At 73.0% G+C, this 19,094-nt stretch carries 18 protein-coding genes; 15 read left to right on the top strand and 3 right to left on the bottom strand.

The genetic code is table 11. From position 1 onward, the window contains the following. The first annotated feature begins 101 nt into the window (after positions 1–101). The 3 genes from O7611_RS23095 to prfA all read left to right on the top strand — a co-directional run bounded on the left by O7611_RS23095 (position 102) and on the right by prfA (position 5,245). Positions 102–3,530 (top strand): phosphodiester glycosidase family protein, encoded by a 3,429-nt coding sequence (locus O7611_RS23095; protein ID WP_269697565.1) that lies wholly within the window; start codon positions 102–104, stop codon positions 3,528–3,530. Between the two features lie 313 nt (positions 3,531–3,843). Continuing rightward, entirely contained in the window at positions 3,844–4,068 is a 225-nt protein-coding gene (gene rpmE, locus O7611_RS23090; RefSeq protein WP_013288272.1) for a 50S ribosomal protein L31, read from the top strand. A gap of 88 nt (positions 4,069–4,156) precedes the next feature. Further along, positions 4,157–5,245 carry a peptide chain release factor 1 gene (gene prfA, locus O7611_RS23085; RefSeq protein WP_269697564.1) on the top strand — a complete coding sequence of 363 codons (1,089 nt, stop codon included), beginning with the start codon at positions 4,157–4,159 and terminating at the stop codon, positions 5,243–5,245. A gap of 67 nt (positions 5,246–5,312) precedes the next feature. Here prfA and O7611_RS23080 read toward each other — a convergent pair whose 3' ends face one another. Beyond that, a complete protein-coding gene (locus tag O7611_RS23080) occupies positions 5,313–6,866 on the bottom strand; it encodes a GGDEF domain-containing protein (protein WP_194800576.1) in 1,554 nt (517 codons plus the stop codon). Between the two features lie 73 nt (positions 6,867–6,939). Between O7611_RS23080 and prmC the strand changes: the two genes are divergently transcribed. The 4 genes from prmC to O7611_RS23060 all read left to right on the top strand — a co-directional run bounded on the left by prmC (position 6,940) and on the right by O7611_RS23060 (position 11,368). After that, on the top strand, positions 6,940–7,887 hold the full coding sequence (gene prmC, locus O7611_RS23075; protein WP_194800577.1) for a peptide chain release factor N(5)-glutamine methyltransferase: 948 nt from the start codon (positions 6,940–6,942) through the stop codon (positions 7,885–7,887). Further along, positions 7,887–8,531, top strand: a complete 645-nt coding sequence (locus tag O7611_RS23070) for an L-threonylcarbamoyladenylate synthase (protein ID WP_194800578.1) — start codon at positions 7,887–7,889, stop codon at positions 8,529–8,531. The genes prmC and O7611_RS23070 overlap by 1 nt, the downstream gene beginning before the upstream one ends. Next, complete coding sequence (locus O7611_RS23065) at positions 8,532–9,143, top strand: arsenate reductase/protein-tyrosine-phosphatase family protein (RefSeq protein WP_194800579.1); 612 nt, start codon at positions 8,532–8,534, stop codon at positions 9,141–9,143. Between the two features lie 116 nt (positions 9,144–9,259). Then, the gene (locus O7611_RS23060; protein ID WP_194800580.1) at positions 9,260–11,368 is read left to right on the top strand and encodes a transglycosylase domain-containing protein; all 2,109 of its coding nucleotides are present in this window, start codon (positions 9,260–9,262) and stop codon (positions 11,366–11,368) included. A 3-nt stretch (positions 11,369–11,371) separates the two neighbouring features. Here O7611_RS23060 and O7611_RS23055 read toward each other — a convergent pair whose 3' ends face one another. Further along, positions 11,372–11,998, bottom strand: coding sequence for a TetR/AcrR family transcriptional regulator (locus O7611_RS23055; RefSeq protein ID WP_194800581.1), 627 nt, complete (start codon positions 11,996–11,998; stop codon positions 11,372–11,374). Between the two features lie 110 nt (positions 11,999–12,108). Between O7611_RS23055 and O7611_RS23050 the strand changes: the two genes are divergently transcribed. Next, positions 12,109–12,891 (top strand): SDR family NAD(P)-dependent oxidoreductase, encoded by a 783-nt coding sequence (locus O7611_RS23050; RefSeq protein WP_194800582.1) that lies wholly within the window; start codon positions 12,109–12,111, stop codon positions 12,889–12,891. On the opposite strand, the gene O7611_RS23045 is transcribed toward O7611_RS23050, so the two are convergent. Beyond that, positions 12,888–14,354, bottom strand: coding sequence for an SDR family oxidoreductase (locus O7611_RS23045; protein ID WP_269697563.1), 1,467 nt, complete (start codon positions 14,352–14,354; stop codon positions 12,888–12,890). The genes O7611_RS23050 and O7611_RS23045 overlap by 4 nt on opposite strands. A 35-nt stretch (positions 14,355–14,389) precedes the next feature. Here O7611_RS23045 and glyA point away from each other — a divergent pair, with 35 nt between their 5' ends. From glyA to O7611_RS23010, 7 genes are all read left to right on the top strand, one after another. Next, on the top strand, positions 14,390–15,679 hold the full coding sequence (gene glyA, locus O7611_RS23040; RefSeq protein WP_269697562.1) for a serine hydroxymethyltransferase: 1,290 nt from the start codon (positions 14,390–14,392) through the stop codon (positions 15,677–15,679). Then, positions 15,672–16,103 carry a hypothetical protein gene (locus O7611_RS23035; RefSeq protein WP_194800585.1) on the top strand — a complete coding sequence of 144 codons (432 nt, stop codon included), beginning with the start codon at positions 15,672–15,674 and terminating at the stop codon, positions 16,101–16,103. The genes glyA and O7611_RS23035 overlap by 8 nt, the downstream gene beginning before the upstream one ends. A gap of 174 nt (positions 16,104–16,277) precedes the next feature. Then, positions 16,278–16,514, top strand: a complete 237-nt coding sequence (locus O7611_RS23030; RefSeq protein WP_194800586.1) for an AtpZ/AtpI family protein — start codon at positions 16,278–16,280, stop codon at positions 16,512–16,514. An 11-nt stretch (positions 16,515–16,525) separates the two neighbouring features. Then, the gene (atpB, locus tag O7611_RS23025; protein ID WP_194800587.1) at positions 16,526–17,323 is read left to right on the top strand and encodes a F0F1 ATP synthase subunit A; all 798 of its coding nucleotides are present in this window, start codon (positions 16,526–16,528) and stop codon (positions 17,321–17,323) included. Between the two features lie 70 nt (positions 17,324–17,393). After that, positions 17,394–17,621: an ATP synthase F0 subunit C gene (locus tag O7611_RS23020; RefSeq protein ID WP_091422600.1), complete on the top strand. Its 228-nt coding sequence runs from the start codon at positions 17,394–17,396 to the stop codon at positions 17,619–17,621. 29 nt (positions 17,622–17,650) lie between these two features. Continuing rightward, positions 17,651–18,190 (top strand): F0F1 ATP synthase subunit B, encoded by a 540-nt coding sequence (locus O7611_RS23015; RefSeq protein WP_194800588.1) that lies wholly within the window; start codon positions 17,651–17,653, stop codon positions 18,188–18,190. Further along, entirely contained in the window at positions 18,190–19,011 is an 822-nt protein-coding gene (locus O7611_RS23010) for a F0F1 ATP synthase subunit delta (RefSeq protein WP_194800589.1), read from the top strand. Before O7611_RS23015 ends, O7611_RS23010 begins: the two co-directional genes overlap by 1 nt. Positions 19,012–19,094: the final 83 nt, after the last annotated feature.

The following is a 19,094-nucleotide window of genomic DNA, read 5'->3' as shown; positions in this document are numbered from 1 at the left end:
CGTGCCCCTCGTCGCGTACCGGGTGGCAGGTCGTGAAGTTTTTCTACGGTTAAGCCGCTAGGTATTGAAACTTCTGTTCACCGTCGGGTTGACTGTCGTCCATGCGAACCCGCAGTCGACCCGCCCGCCTCGCCGGCGTCCTGCTGCTGACGCCGTTGCTGACCCTCACCGCGCCGCCACCTTCCGCCGCGACTGCCGCGCCGTCGGCCGTCGCACCGCCGGGCGCCACCGCCGCCGAGGACGCGCCACGCGCCTCCTCCCGTCCCGACTCCGCCGTCGCGCTCGCCGGTGTGGAACCGGCCGGCGGCCTGGAGACCGCCAAGACCACCCGGCCGGTCGCGCCCGGCCTCGACCTGACCTCCTTCGACAGGTACGACGCGGCCGGCTGGCTGCGCGCCGACGCCCTCACCGCGGACCTGGCCGGCGGGCTCACCGTCGACTACGTGAACTCCGGTGAGGTCACCAAGGACGAGCCGCTGCGCGCCGCGGTGGACCGCTCCCGTGCCGTCGCGGCGGTGAACGGCGACTTCTTCGACATCAACAACTCCGGTGCCGCCCAGGGCGTCGGCATCCGCTCCGGCGAACTGGTGCAGTCGCCCGTCGCCGGGCACTCCAACGCGGCCGGCATCAGCGCCCAGGGCATCGGCCGGGTCGTCCAGGTCGGCTTCGAGGGCACCGCGACGCTGCCCGCCGGGCCGGTGCCGCTCACCCAGTTCAACAACATGGTGCAGCGCGACGGCGTCGGAGTGTTCACGCCGCTCTGGGGGGCGTACACCCGCACGCGGGCGGTGGAGGGCGCGGCCCGGACGGTCGAGGTGACGGTGACCGGCGGCCGGGTGGCGAGCGTGGCCACCACGGCGGGCGAGGGGCCGATCCCGGCCGGCACCACCGTGCTGCTCGGCCGCGAGGCCGGCGCCGACGCGCTCGCCGCGCTGCGTCCCGGCGACGCGGTGGACCTGACCTGGCGGCCGCGGGCCTCCGACGGCGGTGACCTGCGCGCCGCCGTGGGTGGCGGCAACGTGCTGGTCCGCGACGGCGTGGTGCAGAGCATCGCCGACGCGTCGCTGGCCCCGCGCACCGCCGTCGGCTTCTCCGCCGACGGCCGCAAGATGATCATGCTGACCGTGGACGGCCGGCAGGTGGACAGCCGTGGCGTCACCCAGACCGAGATGGGCCGCATGATGGCCGAGCTGGGCGCCGCGAACGCGCTCAACCTCGACGGCGGCGGCTCCTCCACGCTGCTCGCCCGGGAGCCGGGCGCGGCCACGGTCCAGGTGGAGAACAGCCCGTCCGACGGCAGCGAGCGGCCGGTGCCGAACGGGCTCGCCGTCTACGCGCCGAAGGGCAGCGGCCGGCTCACCGGCTACTGGCTGGAGACCGCCAGCGACCCGACCGCCGCACCCGGTGTCGCGCCGGTGCGCGGCGGCCGGCCGGACCGGGTCTTCCCCGGCCTCACCCGCCGGCTCACCGCCGCCGGATACGACGAGACGTACGGCCCGGCCGCCGGCGAGCCGCGCTGGCACGCCACCCACGGACGGGTCGACGGCGACGGCGTCTTCCGGGCCGCCGTCCCCGGCCGCAGCACCGTCACCGCCGCCCGCGGCCGGGCCCGGGGCACGATCGAGCTGACGGTGCTCGGTCCGCTCGCGCGCATCGACGGCACCGTCGACCGGGTCGGCCTGGACCGGGCCGGTGACAGCGGCCTGTTCGGCGTCGTCGGCTACGACGCCGAGGGCAACACCGCGCCGATCGAGCCGGCCGACCTGACGCTGGAGTACGACAGCGACCTGCTCTCCGTCACCCCCACCGCCGACGGCAACCTGGCCGTCAAGGCGCTCGCCGCGACCGGCTCGGCGCTGGTCACCGCGCGGGTCGGCAACCGCACCACGGTCCTGCCGGTGACCGTCGGGCTGACCGACGTGCCGGTGGCCGGGTTCGACGACGCCGCGTCCTGGAAGTTCAGCCAGGCCCGCGCCTCCGGGTCGGTCGCACCGGCCGAGGGGCACACCGGCGGCGGGCTGCGGATGTCGTACGACTTCAGCCAGTCCACCGGCACCCGGGCCGCGTACGCCGACCCGCCCGCCTGGATCGACGTCCCCGGCCAGCCGCAGGCGTTCGGCATGTGGATCAAGGCGAACGGCACCGGCGAGTGGCCCAGCCTGCACCTGCACGACGCGCAGGACACCCAGTTCGTGCTGCGCGGCCCGTACCTGGACTGGACCGGCTGGAAGTACGTCGAGTTCGCCGTACCGCCGGGCGTGCAGTACCCGGTGCGGGTACGCCGGTTCTACGTGGCCGAGACCGACCCGGCCAAGCAGTACCGCAGTGAGGTGGTGATCGACGACCTGGTGGCCCGGGTGCCGCCGGACGTGCAGGCGCCGCCGGAGCCGAACCGCACCGATCGGGTGGTCGTCCGTGACGGCACTGTGGACGGGGCGCCCTGGCGCTTCGCGGTGCTCTCCGACGCCCAGTTCGTCGCCGCGAACCCGGACAGCGACCTGGTCGCCCAGGCCCGCCGTACGCTGCGCGAGGTCCGCGCCGCGCGGCCGGACTTCCTCATCATCAACGGCGACTTCGTGGACACCGCCTACCCGGCCGACTTCACGCTGGCCAAGCGCATCCTGGACGAGGAACTGGGCGGCGAGGTGCCGTACCACTACGTGCCCGGCAACCACGAGATCATGGGCGCGCCGATCGACAACTTCCGCAGCGTCTTCGGGGACACCTCGCGCGTCTTCGACCACCGGGGCACCCGGTTCCTCACGCTGAGCACCGCCACCGGGTCGCTGCGCGGCGGCGGGTTCGACCAGGTGGAGCTGCTGCGCCGGACGCTCGACCAGGCCGCCGCCGACCGCTCGGTGGGCTCGGTGGCGGTGTTCTTCCACCACCCGCCGCGCGACCCGAGCCCGGCCAAGGCCAGCCAGCTCGGCGACCGCAAGGAGGCGGCACTGGTCGAGCAGTGGCTGGCCGACTTCCAGCACCGCACCGGCAAGGGCGCGGTCATGGTCAACGGCCACGTCGGCACGTTCCACGCCGACCGGGTGGACGGCGTGCCGTACGTGATCAACGGCAACTCGGGCAAGGATCCGTCCACCCCTGCGGCGCTCGGCGGGTTCACCGGGTGGACCGAGTTCGGGGTGGACCCGGTGACGCCGGGGGAGGCCGAGCGGGCCCGCCGTGACCCGCTGGCCGAGGGGCCGAAGTGGGTGAGCGCGGAGATGCACGCGCATGTCGACCGGCTCGCGCTGACCGCGCCCGCGCAGGTGTCCCGGCATACGCCGGCCGACGTCGCGGCCACTCTCACCCAGCCCAGCGGCCGGCAGGTGCCGGTGGCCGCGCCGGTCAGCGCCGACTGGTCCGGTTCGCCGAACCTGCACGTCGGCGGTGCGGCGGGCGTACGCCCCTGGCACGCCGCCCGCTTCGACCCACTGACCGGCAAGCTGACCGCCCTGCGCCCCGGTGCCCAGGTCCAGCTGACGGTCACGGTGAACGGAGTGAAGGCCGAGACCCAGGTGACTACGACCCGGTAGCCAACCCCCGCCCTCCGCCCCGGTGATCATGAAGTTGGCCCGGACAAAAGCGACAGGAAACGCCGCTAACTTCATGATCGCCGGGGTCGGGCCGGGGGCGGGGGGCGGGGACGGTGGGGGAGTGGGTGGGGTGGGGGTGGGAATGCTGACGGGTGGGCCGGCGTTGGAGGTGGCGGACCTCCTGTGCCGGGTGGAAGACGCCCGTGGCAGACTGGTCAATCGGCCACCGGTTCCGGTTCACGCCCGAGCCCGTCGTGACGACGGGGAGCACCGACGGCGACCCGGCGACCACCGACGAAAGGACCGAGGCGACATGAAGCCCAACATCCACCCGGAGTACGTGACCACCGAGGTCCGCTGCTCCTGCGGCAACACGTTCACGACCCGCAGCACCGCCAAGGGCGGCGCCATCAGCGTCGAGACCTGCAGCGCCTGCCACCCGTTCTACACCGGTAAGCAGCGCGTGCTGGACACCGCCGGCCGGGTCGCGAAGTTCCAGCAGAAGTACGCCAAGGTTCAGGCCAAGAAGGCCAAGTAGCTCCGTCGACGACGCCCGTGCCCGGCTCCTGCCGGGCACGGGCGTTCGTCCGTTTGTGCCGGTTCCACCTCCAAGGAGCATCCGCAGCATGAGCAGTGAGCGTCTGGCCGCCCTCCTCGACGAGTACGCCGAGCTGGAGCGGCGGCTGGCCGACCCGGCCATCCACGCCGACCAGGGCACCGCCCGGCGGGTCGGCCGTCGGTACGCCGAACTGGTCCCGCTGCACAAGGCGGCCGGTGAGCTGGAGCAGGCCCGCGCCGACCTGGCCGCGGCCCGTGAGCTGGCTGCCGAGGACCCGACGTTCGGCGCCGAGGCGGACGCCATCGCGGCCTCGCTGCCGGCGCTGGAGGAGCGGCTCGCGGAACTGCTCATCCCGCGCGATCCGCACGACGCCAAGGACGTCATCGTCGAGATCAAGGCCGGCGAGGGCGGCGAGGAGTCCGCACTGTTCGCCGGTGACCTGCTGCGGATGTACACCAGGTACGCCGAGCGGCACGGCTGGGCCACCGAGGTGATCGACGCGCAGGACTCCGACCTGGGCGGCGTGAAGGACGTCTCGCTGGCGATCAAGAGCAAGGGCGTACCGGAGGGCGGCAACGGCGTCTGGTCCCGGCTCAAGTGGGAGGGCGGCGTGCACCGGGTGCAGCGCGTCCCGGTCACCGAGTCGCAGGGCCGCATCCACACCAGCGCCGCCGGTGTGCTGGTGCTGCCCGAGGCGGAGGACGTCGACGTCACCATCGACCCGAACGAGCTGCGTATCGACGTGTTCCGCTCGTCCGGCCCCGGTGGGCAGTCGGTGAACACCACCGACTCGGCGGTCCGGATCACCCACGTGCCGACCGGCATCGTGGTCTCCTGCCAGAACGAGAAGTCGCAGCTGCAGAACCGGGAGCAGGCCATGCGCATCCTGCGCGCCCGGCTGCTCGCCGCCGCCCAGGAGCAGGCGGACGCGGCGGCCTCGGACGCCCGCAAGGCGCAGGTCCGCACCGTGGACCGGTCCGAGCGGATCCGCACCTACAACTTTCCGCAGAACCGGATCACCGACCACCGCATCGGCTACACGGCGTACAACCTGGACCTGGCGCTGGCCGGCGAGCTGGACGCGGTGCTCGACGCGCTGACCGAGGCGGACCGCGCGGCCCGGCTGGCCGGCGAGACCGAGCTGTCCCGCCGCTGACCGGTGGGGTGTTAAGCGGGGGCCCTTCCTCTACCGGATGCGTTAACAGGGGGCCCTTCCTTACCGCTCAGCTCGCCCGCAACCGCGCCTTGGCCCGCAGCATCTCCCGGTCGGCCAGCTCGAACGCGGTGCCGAGCGCCTCCCGGACGCTCACCGTGGTGCTGCCGTCGACCTCGGCGAAGCCGATGGTCACCCCGACCGGCGTGCCGGGGACCAGCGACTCCCAGTCCTCGGTGCGGACGGCCGCCTCGATCCGGCGGGCCACCTCGACCGCCTCCGGCATGCCGGTGTCGGGCAGCACCACGACGAACTCGTCGCCGCCGTAGCGGGCCACGAAGTCGCCCCGCCGCATCACCCGGTTGATCACGCCGGCGACCCGTTGCAGCACCAGGTCACCGGAGTGGTGGCCGTGGCGGGTGTTCACCGCCTTGAACCCGTCGAGGTCGCAGACGCCGATCACCACCCGCTCGCCCCGGGACACCACGGCGCCCAGGTAGCGCTCCAGCCGGCGCCGGTTGGGCAGGCCGGTGAGCGGGTCGGTGAGCGCCTCGCCCTCGTACCGGGCCGCCTCGCGGCGCATCTCCTCGTGGTCGATCCGGGCGGCGATGCCGTCGATGTAGACGTCCCGTAGCCGATCGCTGCGCCGCGCCGCCAGCCGGAACGCGTGCCGGTCGGCCCGGTGCGCGCCCGCGTGGTCGCCGGCCCGTGCGAGCGCGATGCTGCGCAGCCGGGGCGGCTCGGCCGCGCCGAGCGTCTCGTCGGAGACCCGCAGCGCGTCCAGCCGGGTGACCGCCTCGATCGGGCGGCCGGCCGCCACCGCCAGGCAGACCTGGCCGAGCTGGCGCAGGTCGCGGGCGCGTGCGCTGTCCCCGCCGTGGCCGAGCAGCCGGTTCGGGTCGGCGTCTCCGGCGGACTCCACCCGGTCGCCGAGCGCGGCCCGGCGGGCGGCGGCGTAGCCGTACGCGGCCAGGCTGCTCGGCCGCAGGTTGCCGGCCCGCCCGCCGCGCAGGAACCGGGCCAGGTCACCGGCGACGTCGCGCAGCACCCGCAGGCAGCCGTCGCTGTCGCCGTTGTGGTCGAGCGCGACCGCGTTGCGCAGCCGGATGCCGGGCGCGGCGAACGTCTCCTCGGGGATGCCGACGCTGAGCCCGACCTCCCGGGCCCGCTCGATCGCGCCGAGCGCGTGACCGTGGAAGCTGAGGTACGAGTACGCCATCGCCAGGTCGTGCCAGCCCCAGGCGGTGTCCCGGTCTGGGTCGTCGTCGGCGCCGAGCGCGCGGGCGGCCCGGACCAGGTGCATCACGCAGCGGTCCAGCGCGCCCTGATGGTGGGCGGCGAGCGCGGCCAGCGCGTTGAGGTGCCCGTGCAGGTAGGGCTCGGCCAGGTCGCGGACGGCGGCGGAGGCGTCCTCGACGGCCCTGGTGAACTCGGCGGTGCGGCCGAGGTTGATCAGCGCGGACAGGCGTTGCACGAGCGCGTCGGCGCGGGCGTACGGGTCGTCTGTGGTGCGGATGACGCGGTCGAGCAGGGCGCACGCCTCCGCGGACCGGCTGGCCTCCTGGAGGGACCGAGCGCGGCGGAGAGCGTCAACCTGGTCCTCGACCTGGTCGAGCCAGCCCACTCGCGACCTCCCTGCGGTGTGCGCCCGGACGCACCCGCTCGTGAGGTGAGCCGCGACGCCTCATGATTATTGCGTGACCGCACTCCCGCAACACCCGTCCGAAGGGACAGAACGCGAACGGCCCTCGCTGGTGATCAACCGGGTGGCGCGTGCGCTCGCCGCGGCGGGCGTCGAGGCGCCCCGCGCCGAGGCCGAGCAACTCGCCGCGTACGTGCTCGACGTGCCGCGGGGCCGGCTGGCGCTCGCCGACGGTTTCACCCCGGCGCAGCGTGACCGCCTCGACGAGCTGGTCGGGCGGCGGGTGACCCGCGAGCCGTTGCAGCACCTGCTCGGCTCGGCCGGTTTCCGCCATCTGGAACTGGCGGTCGGGCCGGGCGTCTTCGTGCCCCGGCCGGAGACCGAACTGCTGGCCGGCTGGGGGATCGAGCGGGCCCGGGAGCACGCCGCGCCGCTCGTTGTCGACCTGTGCAGCGGTTCCGGCGCGATCGCTCTCGCCGTCGCGCAGGAGGTGCCCACGGCGCGGGTGGTGGCGGTGGAGCGGTCCCCGGCCGCGCTGGCGTGGCTGCGGCGCAACGCGGCGGACCGGGCCGCCGCCGGGGACCGGCCGGTCGAGGTGGTGTCCGCCGACGTGACCGACCCGGAGCTGCTGGCCGGCCTGGCCGGGCGGGTCGACGTGCTGCTCTGCAACCCGCCGTACGTGCCGAGGTCGGTGCCGGTGCCGCCGGAGGTGGCCGGGCACGACCCGGACGAGGCGGTGTTCGGCGGCGCGGACGGGCTGGACGTGATCCGGCCGGTGGTCGGCCGGGCCGCCGCGTTGCTGCGCCCGGGCGGCGCGATCGGTATCGAGCACGACGACACGCACGCCGCGGCGGTGCCCGCGCTGCTGCGCGGCGACGGCCGCTACGACCGGGTCGAGGAGCACCGGGACCTCGCCGGGCGGCCGCGCTGGGCGAGCGCGTCCCGGCGGGCGGACGGCACCCACGCCGAGCCCGCCCGGGCGTGGCAGACTGACTCCTCGTGATGCTCTACGACTGTCGGTCGCCCGCCGACCGGGACCGCGGCATCGCCGCTGCCATCGAGGCGGTCAAGAACGGGGAACTCGTCGTCCTGCCGACCGACACGGTCTACGGCATCGGGGCGGACGCGTTCACCCCGTACGCGGTGAAGGCCCTGGCGGACACCAAGGGCGGTGCCCGGCAGGCGCCCCCGGTGCTCATCGGTTCCCGGCACACGCTCGACGGCCTGGTCTTCTCGCTGCCCGGCGCGGCCCGCGACCTGGTCGAGGCGTTCTGGCCCGGCGCGTTGACCATCGTGGTGGAGCACTCGCCGAGCCTGGCGTGGGACCTGGGCGACAACGGCGGCACGGTGGCGGTGCGGATGCCACTGCACCCGGTCGCGCTGGAGGTGCTGCGGGAGACCGGGCCGATGGCCGTCGCGTCGGCCAACAAGGTCGGCCAGCCCGCCGCGCTCACCGCCGAGGAGGCGCGTGACCAGCTCGGCTACGGCGTCCGGGCGTACCTGGAGGCCGGGCCGGCGGTGGACCCGGTGCCGAGCACCATCGTCGACCTGACCGGCGACGTGCCGCGGGTGCTGCGCGAGGGCGCGGTGACGCTGGCGAAGCTGCGCGAGGTCGTGCCGGACATCCTCGACGAGCGGGGGGTCTGAGTGCCGCCCTTCACCGTCCTGCACGTCTGCATGGGCAACATCTGCCGGTCGCCGATGGCCGAGCGGCTGCTGCTGCTCGCGGTCCGGGAGCGGCTGGTCCGTCTCGACGTCGACCCGGCCGGGTCGGACGCGCTCGTGCACAGCCACAGCGCCGGCACCGGCGGCTGGCACGCGGGGGAGGAGATGAACCCGCCCGCCGCCCGGCAGGTGATCTCGCGCGGCGGTGACACCGAGGGGTTCGCCGCCCGGCGGCTGCGCTCCGACCTGATCGACGCCGCCGACCTGGTGCTCACGGCCACCGCCGACCAGCAGGAGTACGTGGTGGCGCTGCGGCCGGACGCCGCCGCGCGTACGTTCGTGCTCGGTGAGTTCGGCCGCCTGCTCGGCGGGCTGGACCGGTCCGCCCTGCCGCCGGCCGAGCCGACGCCGGACGCCGTGTACGCCCGCGGCACCGCGCTCGTCGCGGCCGTCGACGCGGCGCGGCAGAACGCCTCCGCGCTGCCCACCGACGACCTGGACGACCCGTGGGGCCGGGGCGACCAGTGCTTCAGCCGGGTCGCCGACGAGATCGAGGAGACCGTGCAGCCCCTGGCTGCCGTCCTGCTCCCCTGATCGCGGTTCATCCTTCCTCGCGAACTTCCTGCGCATTTCGCGGAAGATGGCGGCGAAAGCGGCCAATCCGGTCATTCTGAACGGGTCCGTACGGCCGGCTCCTGCGGGGAGAGCTGATGAACCGGGCCTATCTCGACAAGCTGTTCACCGTTGTGCTCGCCGGCGTGCTCGCCGGACTGGCCCTGGCCGCAGCCGCGCTGCCGGCCGCGCTGGTCTTCGGGCTGGGCGTGAAGAACCTGATGCCGTACACCGCGTTGCCGGAGGCGCTCAAGACGCCGCAGCCGGCACAGCGGTCCAACCTGTACGCGAACGACGGGCGGACGCTCATCACCTCGTTCTACGTCGAGGACCGGGTGGACGTGCCGGTCGGCGAGGTGGCGCCGGTGATGCGCGACGCCATCGTGGCCGCCGAGGACGTGCGCTTCTACGAGCACCACGGCGTCGACGTGCGCGGCGTGGCGCGGGCGTTCACGGCCAACCGCCGCGAGGGCACCCGCCAGGGTGCCTCCACGCTGACCATGCAGTACGTGCGCAACGCGCTCGCCGGTGACACCCGGCTGACCGAGGAGCAGCGCGCCGCCGCCACCGAGATCACCGTCGGGCGAAAGATCCGCGAGATGCGGTACGCGCTGACGCTGGAACGGCAGGTCGGCAAGGACGAGATCCTCGGGCGCTACCTGAACATCGCGTACTTCGGCGCCGGTGCGTACGGCATCGCCGCGGCCAGCAAGCGCTACTTCTCCACCACCCCGGAGCGGCTCACGCTGGCCCAGGCCGCGCTGCTCGCCGGGCTGGTCCGGTCCCCGGCCGACGACCCGATCAACGGCGACGCGGAGGCGGCCCGGCAACGGCGGGCGTACGTGCTGGACCGGATGGTGGAGACCGGCCGGGTGAGCGCGCCGGACGCCGAGGCGGCGAAGGCCACCGAGCTGGCCCTCAAACCCAACACCACGCCGAACGACTGCGCGGCGGTGCCCGCCGACCACAACGACTGGGGCTTCTTCTGCGACTGGTTCACCCAGTGGTGGAACGCCCAGCCGGCGTTCGGCGAGAACGTGGACGAGCGGCAGCGGACGCTGCGCCGGGGCGGCTGGAAGATCGTGTCCTCGCTCGACCCGGACGTGCAGGCCAAGGCCAGCGAGCAGGTGCGGGCGATCTACCCGGAGACGATCGCGCGGGCGGCGCCGACAGCCGTGGTGCAGCCGGGCACCGGCCGGGTGCTGGCGATGGCGGTGAACCGCACCTACGGCACGGCCGCGAACCCGGACGGGCAGCAGAACTACCCGAACACGGTCAACCAGCTCGTGGCCGGCGGTGGCGGCATCACCGGCTACCAGGCGGGCTCCACGTTCAAGCTGTTCGCGCTGCTGGCCGCGCTGGAGTCGGGGCTGCCGCTGGACACCGAGTTCGACGCGCCGCGCGTCTACGTGACGCAGTACCCGGTCGGCGCCGGCCCGGCGAGCTGCGGCGGCCGGTGGTGCCCGGAGAACGCGAACACCTACTGGATGGACGGCGACCGGGACATGTGGGACGCGTTCGGGCGGTCGGTGAACACGTACTTCGCGTGGCTGACCGAGCGCGTCGGCGCGGACCGGGTGGTCGAGATGGCCCAGCGGCTGGGCATCGTGTTCCGTGCCCCGGCCGACGCCGAGATGGCCCGCGAGGGCGCCAGGAGCTGGGGACCGTTCACGCTCGGGGTCTCCGCCACCACGCCGCTGGACCTGGCCGGCGCGTACGCCGCGGTGGCCGCCGAGGGCACCTGGTGCCGGCCCACGCCGGTCGCCTCGATCACCGACCCGGCCGGCCGGAAGGTGGCGGCCGGCAACACCGACTGCCGGCAGGTGCTCGACACCGAGGTCGCCCGCGCGGCGGCGGACGCCAGCCGCTGCCCGGTCGGCGACCAGTCGATGTACCGGCGCTGCGACGGCGGTACGGCCGAGGAACTGGCCCCCGGTCTGCGCCGACCGGTGGCGGGCAAGACCGGCAGCTCGGAGCGGAACGCCACCGAGACGGTCGTCGCGTTCACCCCGCAGCTGTCGGTGGCGACGATCGCGGCGAACCCGGACGACCCCCGGGACGCGGTCGGCGGCGGCGTGCAGAAGCGGCAGATCGCCGCCGTGGGCCGCATCCTGGCGTGGTCGCTGCGCGACGAGCCGGTACGCGACTTCGTGCCGCCCGGCCAGGCGGTGGCCTTCCAGCACACCAGCCCGCGCACCGGCAATTGAGAGTCAGCTCGTCGACCTGCCGTACCGCGCGACAGTGGTCCGGACGGCTTCGTCCACCACCGCTGTCGTGCGGTCGGGAGTGACCGTCCAGTCCGGGAGGACCAGGCGCGGCCAGAACAGGTAGTTGGAGATCATCCCGAGGAACTGCGTAGCTGCCATCTCGGGGTCGTCGATGTCCGCGGCTCCCGCCTCGTGCTCGGCCACGAGGTAGGTCCGCACGGACTCGAAGTACGGCAGTTTGCCCTGGGAGAAATGCGCTCGGGCCAGCTCGGGAAAGCGTGGCAGTTCGGCGATCACGATGCGGAACAGGTCGCTCATCTCCGGCCGGCTCAACAGCGTCGCGTAGTGCTGCCCGAGAACCGTCAGGCCGGCCGTCAGGTCACCGGCGGGCGGCACGTCGGCGACGTCGTCGCGGGCCCACGAGTCGATGACGATGGCATCGAACAGCGCCGCCTTCGTCGGGAACTGCTTGAACAGCGTCGCTTTCGACACGCCGGCACTCTCGGCGATACGCGCCAGTGACGCGCGGTCGTAGCCCGACTCCAGGAAGAGCTCGGTGGCGGCCTGCACGATCAGCGCGCGCTTCTCCTCCGCCACGCGCTGGTGATAGGCCGACGGCGCTGGAGTCATGCGCCCATCATAGCGAGGTGAGTGGGTTGACTCACCACTCGCGGCGGCGTAGCTTCGGGATGGTGAGTCGATCGACTCGCCATCCCGTATCGCGCTTACCGGAGGATCCGATGTCCCGCTTCGCCGATCAGACAGTTCTCGTCACCGGAGGCAGCGGTGGGCAGGGGGCCAGCCACGTCCGCGCCCTGCACGCCGAAGGCGCCAATGTCGTCATCGGTGGCGTCGACGCCGAGCGTGGCGCCGGCCTCGCCGCCGAGCTGGAGCACCGGGCCCTCTCCGTCCGCCTGGACGTCACCCGGGAGGAGTCGTGGGCGGCCGCCGTCGCGGAGACCGAGAGGGCATTCGGTGCGCTCACGATCCTGGTCAACAACGCCGGGGTGCAGAACCCGCCGGCCCTCATCGAGTCCACCGACCGGGCCACGTGGTCCCGCATCCTCGACGTCAACCTCACCGGCACGTTCCTCGGCATCAAGGCAGCCGCCCCGGCGCTGCGGCGCGCGGGGGGAGGAACGATCGTCAACATCGGCTCCACCATGGGCATCGGCGGCACCGCCCTCTACGCGCCGTACGTGGCCGGCAAGTGGGCGGTTCGAGGGCTCACCCGGACCGCCGCCCTCGAACTGGGTCGCGACAACATCCGCGTCAACGCGATCCACCCCGGCGTGGTCGCCACCCCGTTCATCACCGAGCCGGCAGCCGGCAGCGACGCCCCGATCGCCGACTTCTACTCGCCCGAGCCGTTCGCCGTCCCGCGACTCGGGCAGCCCGCCGACATCACCGCGCTGCTGATGTTCCTCGTGTCGCCGGAGGCGGCCTTCATCACCGGCGCCGAGTACGTCATCGACGGAGGGCTGCTCCTCGGCCCCGCACTGAAGAACGGCTCTCCGGCCTAACCGGCCGGGTGTTCGGCGCCCTTGGCGATGTTGCGGGCCATGCCGCCGAAGACGACGGCGTGGAACGGGGCCACCGAGGCCCAGTAGAGGTGGCCGGGCAGGCCGCGCGGGAGGAACACGGCACGCTGGACGTACCTGCTGCGGCCGTCCCCGTCCGGCTCGGCGCGCATCTCCAGCCAGGCCCGCCCGGGCAGCCGCATCTCGGCGCGCAGCCGCAGCAGCTCACCCGGGACGATCTCCTCGACCCGCCAGAAGTCCAGCGCCTCGCCGACCTGCAGCCGGTGCGGGTCGCGCCGGCCGCGGCGCAGCCCGACGCCGCCGACCAGCCGGTCCATCCAGCCGCGCACCGACCAGGCCAGCGGGAACGAGTACCAGCCGTGCTCGCCGCCGACGCCCTCGATGACCCGCCACAGCGCCGACGGCGGCGCGTCCACCGTCCGCTCCCGCAGATCGGTGTACGCGGTGCCGCCGGACCAGTGCGGGTCCGACGGCAACGGCTCGGCGGGTGCGTCCGGCCCGCTCGCGTTCGACCAGCGCGTCTCCACCTCCGCGTCCCGCACCTTCGTCAGCGCCAGCGCGACCGCCTGGTCGAAGCCGATCAGCCCGTCCGGCGGGTCCGGCATGTACCGGGCGATGTCGTGCTCGTGCGCCACCGCCTCGTGCACCAGGCTCTCCACGAGCGGCCGGGCGATCGCGTTCGGCACCGGCGTGATCAGGCCGACCCAGTGCGAGGAGAGCGACGGGGTGAGCGGGCGGACCGGCAGGATGAGCCGGCGCCGCAGCCCGGCCACCCGGGCGTACCGCTGCATCATCTCGGCGAACGTCAGCACGTCCGGGCCGCCGATGTCGAAGGCCCGGTTCACGTCGGCCGGCAGGTGGGCGCAGCCGGCCAGGTAGCGCAGCACGTCCCGGACCGCGATCGGCTGGATCCGGTTGCGCACCCAGCGCGGGGTGACCATCGCCGGGAGCCGCTCGGTCAGGTAGCGCAGCATCTCGAACGAGGCCGAGCCGGACCCGATGATCACCGCGGCGCGCAGCACCGCCGTGGGCACGCCGCTGTCCAGCAGGATCCGTGCGACCTCCGCCCGGGAGCGCAGGTGCGCCGAGGGCAGGCCCTCGCGCTCCGCCGGCTGCGGCCCGCCGAGATACACGATCCGGCGTACGCCCGCGGCGCGCGCCGCCTCGGCGAAGTTCGTCGCCGCCTCTCGGTCGGCCGCCTCGAACCCGCGCTGGCCCAACGAGTGGACCAGGTAGTACGCCACCTCCACGCCCTCGAACGCGGCCGGCAGCGTCTCCGGCCGGCGCAGGTCACCCTCGACGATCTCCGCCTGGGCCGCCCACGGCACGTCCCGCAGCCGCCCGGCGGTCCGGGCCAGGCAGCGTACGGTGTGCCCCTCGGTCAGCAGCCGGGGCGCGAGGCGTCCGCCGATGTAGCCGGTAGCACCGGTGACGAGGCATCTCACGGCCTCCAGTGTGCGGCTCCGTAGACTCCTTCGCTGTGGAGAACGCGAGGGACACCTTCTGGGGACCGGACTTCCAGCAGCTCAGCACCGTCGACCCGGAGATCGCCGAGGTGGTGCTGGGTGAGCTGGACCGGCTGCGCGGCGGCCTGCAACTGATCGCCAGCGAGAACCTGACCTCGCCCGCGGTGCTGGCCGCGCTGGGCTCCACGCTCACGAACAAGTACGCCGAGGGCTACCCGGGGCGGCGCTACTACGGCGGCTGCGCCGAGGTGGACCGGGCCGAGGAGCTGGCCGTGTCCCGGGCGAAGGAGCTGTTCGGCGCCGAGCACGCGAACGTGCAGCCTCACTCCGGGGCGAGCGCCAACCTGGCCGCGTACGCCGCCCTGGTGCAGCCGGGCGACACGGTGCTGGCCATGGACCTGCCGCACGGCGGGCACCTGACCCACGGCAGCCGGGTGAACTTCTCCGGCAAGTGGTTCCACCCGGTCGGCTACACCGTCCGGCGGGACACCGGGAGGATCGACTACGACGAGGTACGCGACCTGGCCCGCGCGCACCGGCCGAAGATGATCATCTGCGGCGCGACCGCGTACCCGCGCCTGATCGACTTCGCCCGCTTCCGGGAGATCGCCGACGAGGTCGACGCGTACCTGATGGTGGACGCCGCCCACTTCATCGGCCTGGTGGCCGGCGGCGCGATCCCGTCCCCGGTGCCGTACGCCGACGTGGTCACCGCGACCACCCACAAGGTGCTGCGCGGCCCGCGCGGCGGCATGATCCTCTCCCGCGAGCCGCTCGCGGCCCGGGTCGACAAGGCGGTCTTCCCCTTCACCCAGGGCGGCCCGCTGATGCACGCCGTCGCCGCCAAGGCGGTCGCGCTGCGCGAGGCCGCGCAGCCCGAGTTCCGCACGTACGCCGCCCAGGTGGTGACGAACGCCCGCGCGCTCGCCGACGGGCTGGCCGCGGAGGGGCTGCCGCCTGTTTCCGGCGGCACCGACACCCACCTGGCCCTGCTCGACCTGCGCGAGACCGGCGTGACCGGCGCCCAGGCCGAGGCCCGCTGCGACGCCGCCGGCATCACGCTCAACAAGAACGCGATCCCGTACGACCCGCAGCCGCCCGCCGTGGCCTCCGGCATCCGGGTGGGCTCGCCGAGCGTCACCACCCAGGGCATGCGCGAGGGGGAGATGCGCCGGATCGCCGCGCTGATCGGGCGGGCGGTGCGCACCGATCCGGAGTCTCCCGGTGGCGGCGACGAGCTGACCCGGATCGCCGCCGACGTGACCGAGCTGGTCACCGAGTTCCCGGCGTACCCCCGTGGCTGAGCCCGGGACGCACGCGGCGGAGGCGGCCGCGGACCGCGGCTGGCGACTGCGCCACCTGCCGGTGCTGCTGGCGGCGGTGGCGGTGCTCGCCGCTGCCGCGGCGGTGGCCGGCGGGGTGTGGCGCGGCGCGGACGGCGCGCTCGGCGCGGCGGCCGGGGTGGCCGTCACAGCTGCCAGCTACACGCTCACCACAGTGGTTCTGGCCTGGGCGGACTCCAAGGACCCGCAGCTCGTGCTGCCGTTCGGCCTGGGCCTGTACGTCGCCAAGATCACCGCGCTCGGCGGCGTGATGGTGCTGGTGGCGTCGACCGGCTGGCCGGGACTGATCCCGTTCGCGCTCGGCATCGCCGCGGGTGTCGTGGTGTGGACCGGTGTGCACGTCTGGTGGCTCACAACCGTCCATGCCCGACGGATGTCGCGCTGAGGCGTCCCACCCTTCGGGCGACGCGCCGTTCTGTCCGCGATCGGTCATTCTCTCAGTGGCGGGGGAGGAGTACCGTGCCTCCAGACGACTTCGCCCGCCCGTGTCCCACACAACCAGGTTGTGCGGGGGGTGAGGCACAGCCTCTTCTGCTCGACTGATATCGTTCGCCCCGTCATGGCCGGTGACCAGAAACCCCCCAGCACTGGCGGCCCGGGCGACGTTCCGTCCGGTGCCGGTCAGGGTTGGACTGCGCTCTCATACCTCATCGGGGGCATGCTCGTCTGGGGTTTCATCGGCTGGCTGGTCGACCGTTGGCTCGATACCGGCGGCGTCGCCACCGGTATCGGGGTCGTGCTCGGCATGGCCGGGGGGATCATCCTGGTCGTCCGCCGACTGGGCACGCCTACTTAGGAAGGGACGCGGTGTTCGGACAGGCGAACGTCCTGGCTCAGGGCCAGGCGGAATTCCCACCCAGTGTGGGGGACTTCTACCTGCCCAGCATCCTGCCCTGGGGTGCGGAGAACTCGTACTGGTTCACCAAGATCACGGCGATGGTGTGGATCGCCGTCGGCGTGCTGATCATCTTCTTCCTGGCCAGCTACCGGAACCCGCAGCTGGTCCCCACCAAGAAGCAGTGGTTCGCCGAGTCCATCTACGGCTTCGTGCGCAACAACATCGCGGTGGACATGATCGGGCACGCGGGGGTGCGGTTCGCGCCGTACTTCACCACGCTCTTCTGCTTCGTCCTGCTGACGAACTTCTTCGCGATCGTGCCGTTCTTCCAGATCTCGCCGAACTCGCACATCGCGTTCCCGGCCATCCTCGCCGTGATCAGCTACGTGCTGTTCAACTGGGTCGGCATCCGGCACCACGGCTTCGTGAAGTACTTCAAGAACTCTCTGGTCCCGCCGGCGCCCTGGTACATCCTGCCGCTGCTGATCCCGATCGAGTTCTTCTCCACGTTCCTGGTCCGGCCGTTCTCGCTGGCCGTTCGTCTCTTCGCGAACATGTTCGCCGGCCACATGCTCCTGCTGGTCTTCACGCTCGGCGGGTTCGCCATGCTCAGCGCGAACGCCTGGCTGGCGCCGGTCTCGGTGCTGTCCTGGACGATGACGATCGCGCTGACCTTCCTCGAGTTCCTGGTGATCTGTCTGCAGGCGTACGTCTTCACGGTGCTGACCGCCAGCTACGTGCAGGGCGCCCTCGCCGACGAGCACTGATCCGATCTTTCGCACCAATCGTTGTCGTCCCGCGTGACCGTCACGCGTGATAACCAGGAGGAACCAACCAATGGACATCTACGCCGCGGTAGAGGGCAGCACCGCCGCCATCGGCTACGGTCTCGCGGCCATCGGCCCGGGCATCGGCGTGGGCCTGGTCTTCTCGGCCTACATCCAGTCGACCGCCCGCCAGCCGGAGTCGTCCCGGATGACCCTTCCGTACGTCTGGATCGGCTTCGCCGTCATCGAGGCGCTGGCGCTGCTGGGCATCGCCTTCGGCTTCATCTGGGCCGGCTGAACCAGCCCCTTTGACCGGGAGGTTTTCCCATGTACTTCCTCGCCGCTGAGGGTGGTGAGACGACCCACAACCCGATCATCCCGCTCTGGCAGGAGATCGTGGTCGGCCTGGTCGCCTTCGGTGTCCTCTGCTTCGTGCTGATGAAGTTCGTCTTCCCGCGCATGGAGCAGACGTTCCAGGCCCGGGTGGACGCGATCGAGGGCGGCATCAAGCGCGCCGAGGCCGCGCAGGCCGAGGCGAACCAGCTGCTCGAGCAGTACCGGGCCCAGCTCGCGGAGGCGCGTACCGACGCCGCCAAGATCCGTGACGACGCCCGTGCCGACGCCGAGGGCATCCGCCAGGACATCCTCGCCAAGGCGCGCGAGGAGTCCGACCGGATCATCGCCGCAGGCAAGGAGCAGCTCGCCGCGGAGCGGGCCACCATCGTGCGCGAGCTGCGCACCGAGGTCGGCACCATCGCGGTGGACCTGGCCAGCAAGATCGTCGGTGAGTCGCTCGCCGACGAGGCGCGTCGCAAGGGCACCGTCGACCGGTTCCTGAGCGGTCTCGAGAGCACGGGGGCCCGCTGATGCAGGCCGCCAGCCGGGAGTCGTACTCCGCCGGGGCCGAGCGCCTCGACGCGTACGCCCGCGGCGCGGAGCCGTCGGCGGTGGCCTCCACCGCCGACGACATCCTCTCCGTCGCCGCCCTGCTGCGGCGGGAGCCGCGGCTGCGCCGGGCGCTGTCCGACCCGGCGCGCTCGGGTGAGGACCGCACCGCTCTGCTCACCGGGATCCTGAGCGGCAAGGTCGGCGCGGACGCGCTCGACCTGCTGGCCACGCTGGTCTCCGGTCGCTGGTCGGCCCCGTCGGAGCTGCTCGACGGCGTCGAGCGGCTCGGCGTGGAGGCGCTCCTGGCGAGCGCCGACTCGACCGGCGAGCTGGGCGAGGTCGAGGACGAGCTGTTCCGCTTCGGGCAGGTCGTCTCCGGCTCCGGCGAGCTGTCCAACGCGCTCTCCGACCCGATGGCCACTGTCGAGCGGCGGGCCGAACTGGCCCGGCAGCTGCTCGCCGGCAAGGCCCGGCCGGTCACCGTCCGCCTCGTCGAGGCCGCGCTCGCCGGCTTCGGGGGGCGCTCCTTCACCGGTGCGCTCACCCGGCTGGTCGAGTTGGCCGCCGACCGGCGGGACCGTCAGGTCGCGTACGTGACAGTGGCGGCTCCGCTGAACGACGAGGAGGAGCGACGCCTCGGCGCCCGCCTCTCCCAGATGTACGGTCGGGAGGTGTCCGTCAAGCAGACGGTCGACCCCGACGTGCTCGGCGGAGTGCGCGTACGGGTCGGATCCGACCTGTACGACGGGACCGTCCTGCGCCGCCTCAACGAGACCCGCAACGCGCTCGCGAAGCGCTGACCAGCGTCTTAGCAGCCCTGATTCGACGCCATCGGACCGGTCGGTACTAGGTATCCCGGGCCCCTGATACTTAAGGAAGCAGA

Source organism: Micromonospora sp. WMMC273, assembly GCF_027460285.1.
In the GTDB taxonomy this organism is placed as follows: Bacteria; Actinomycetota; Actinomycetes; order Mycobacteriales; family Micromonosporaceae; genus Micromonospora; species Micromonospora aurantiaca.
This window is presented reverse-complemented; position numbering and strand designations above follow the sequence as displayed.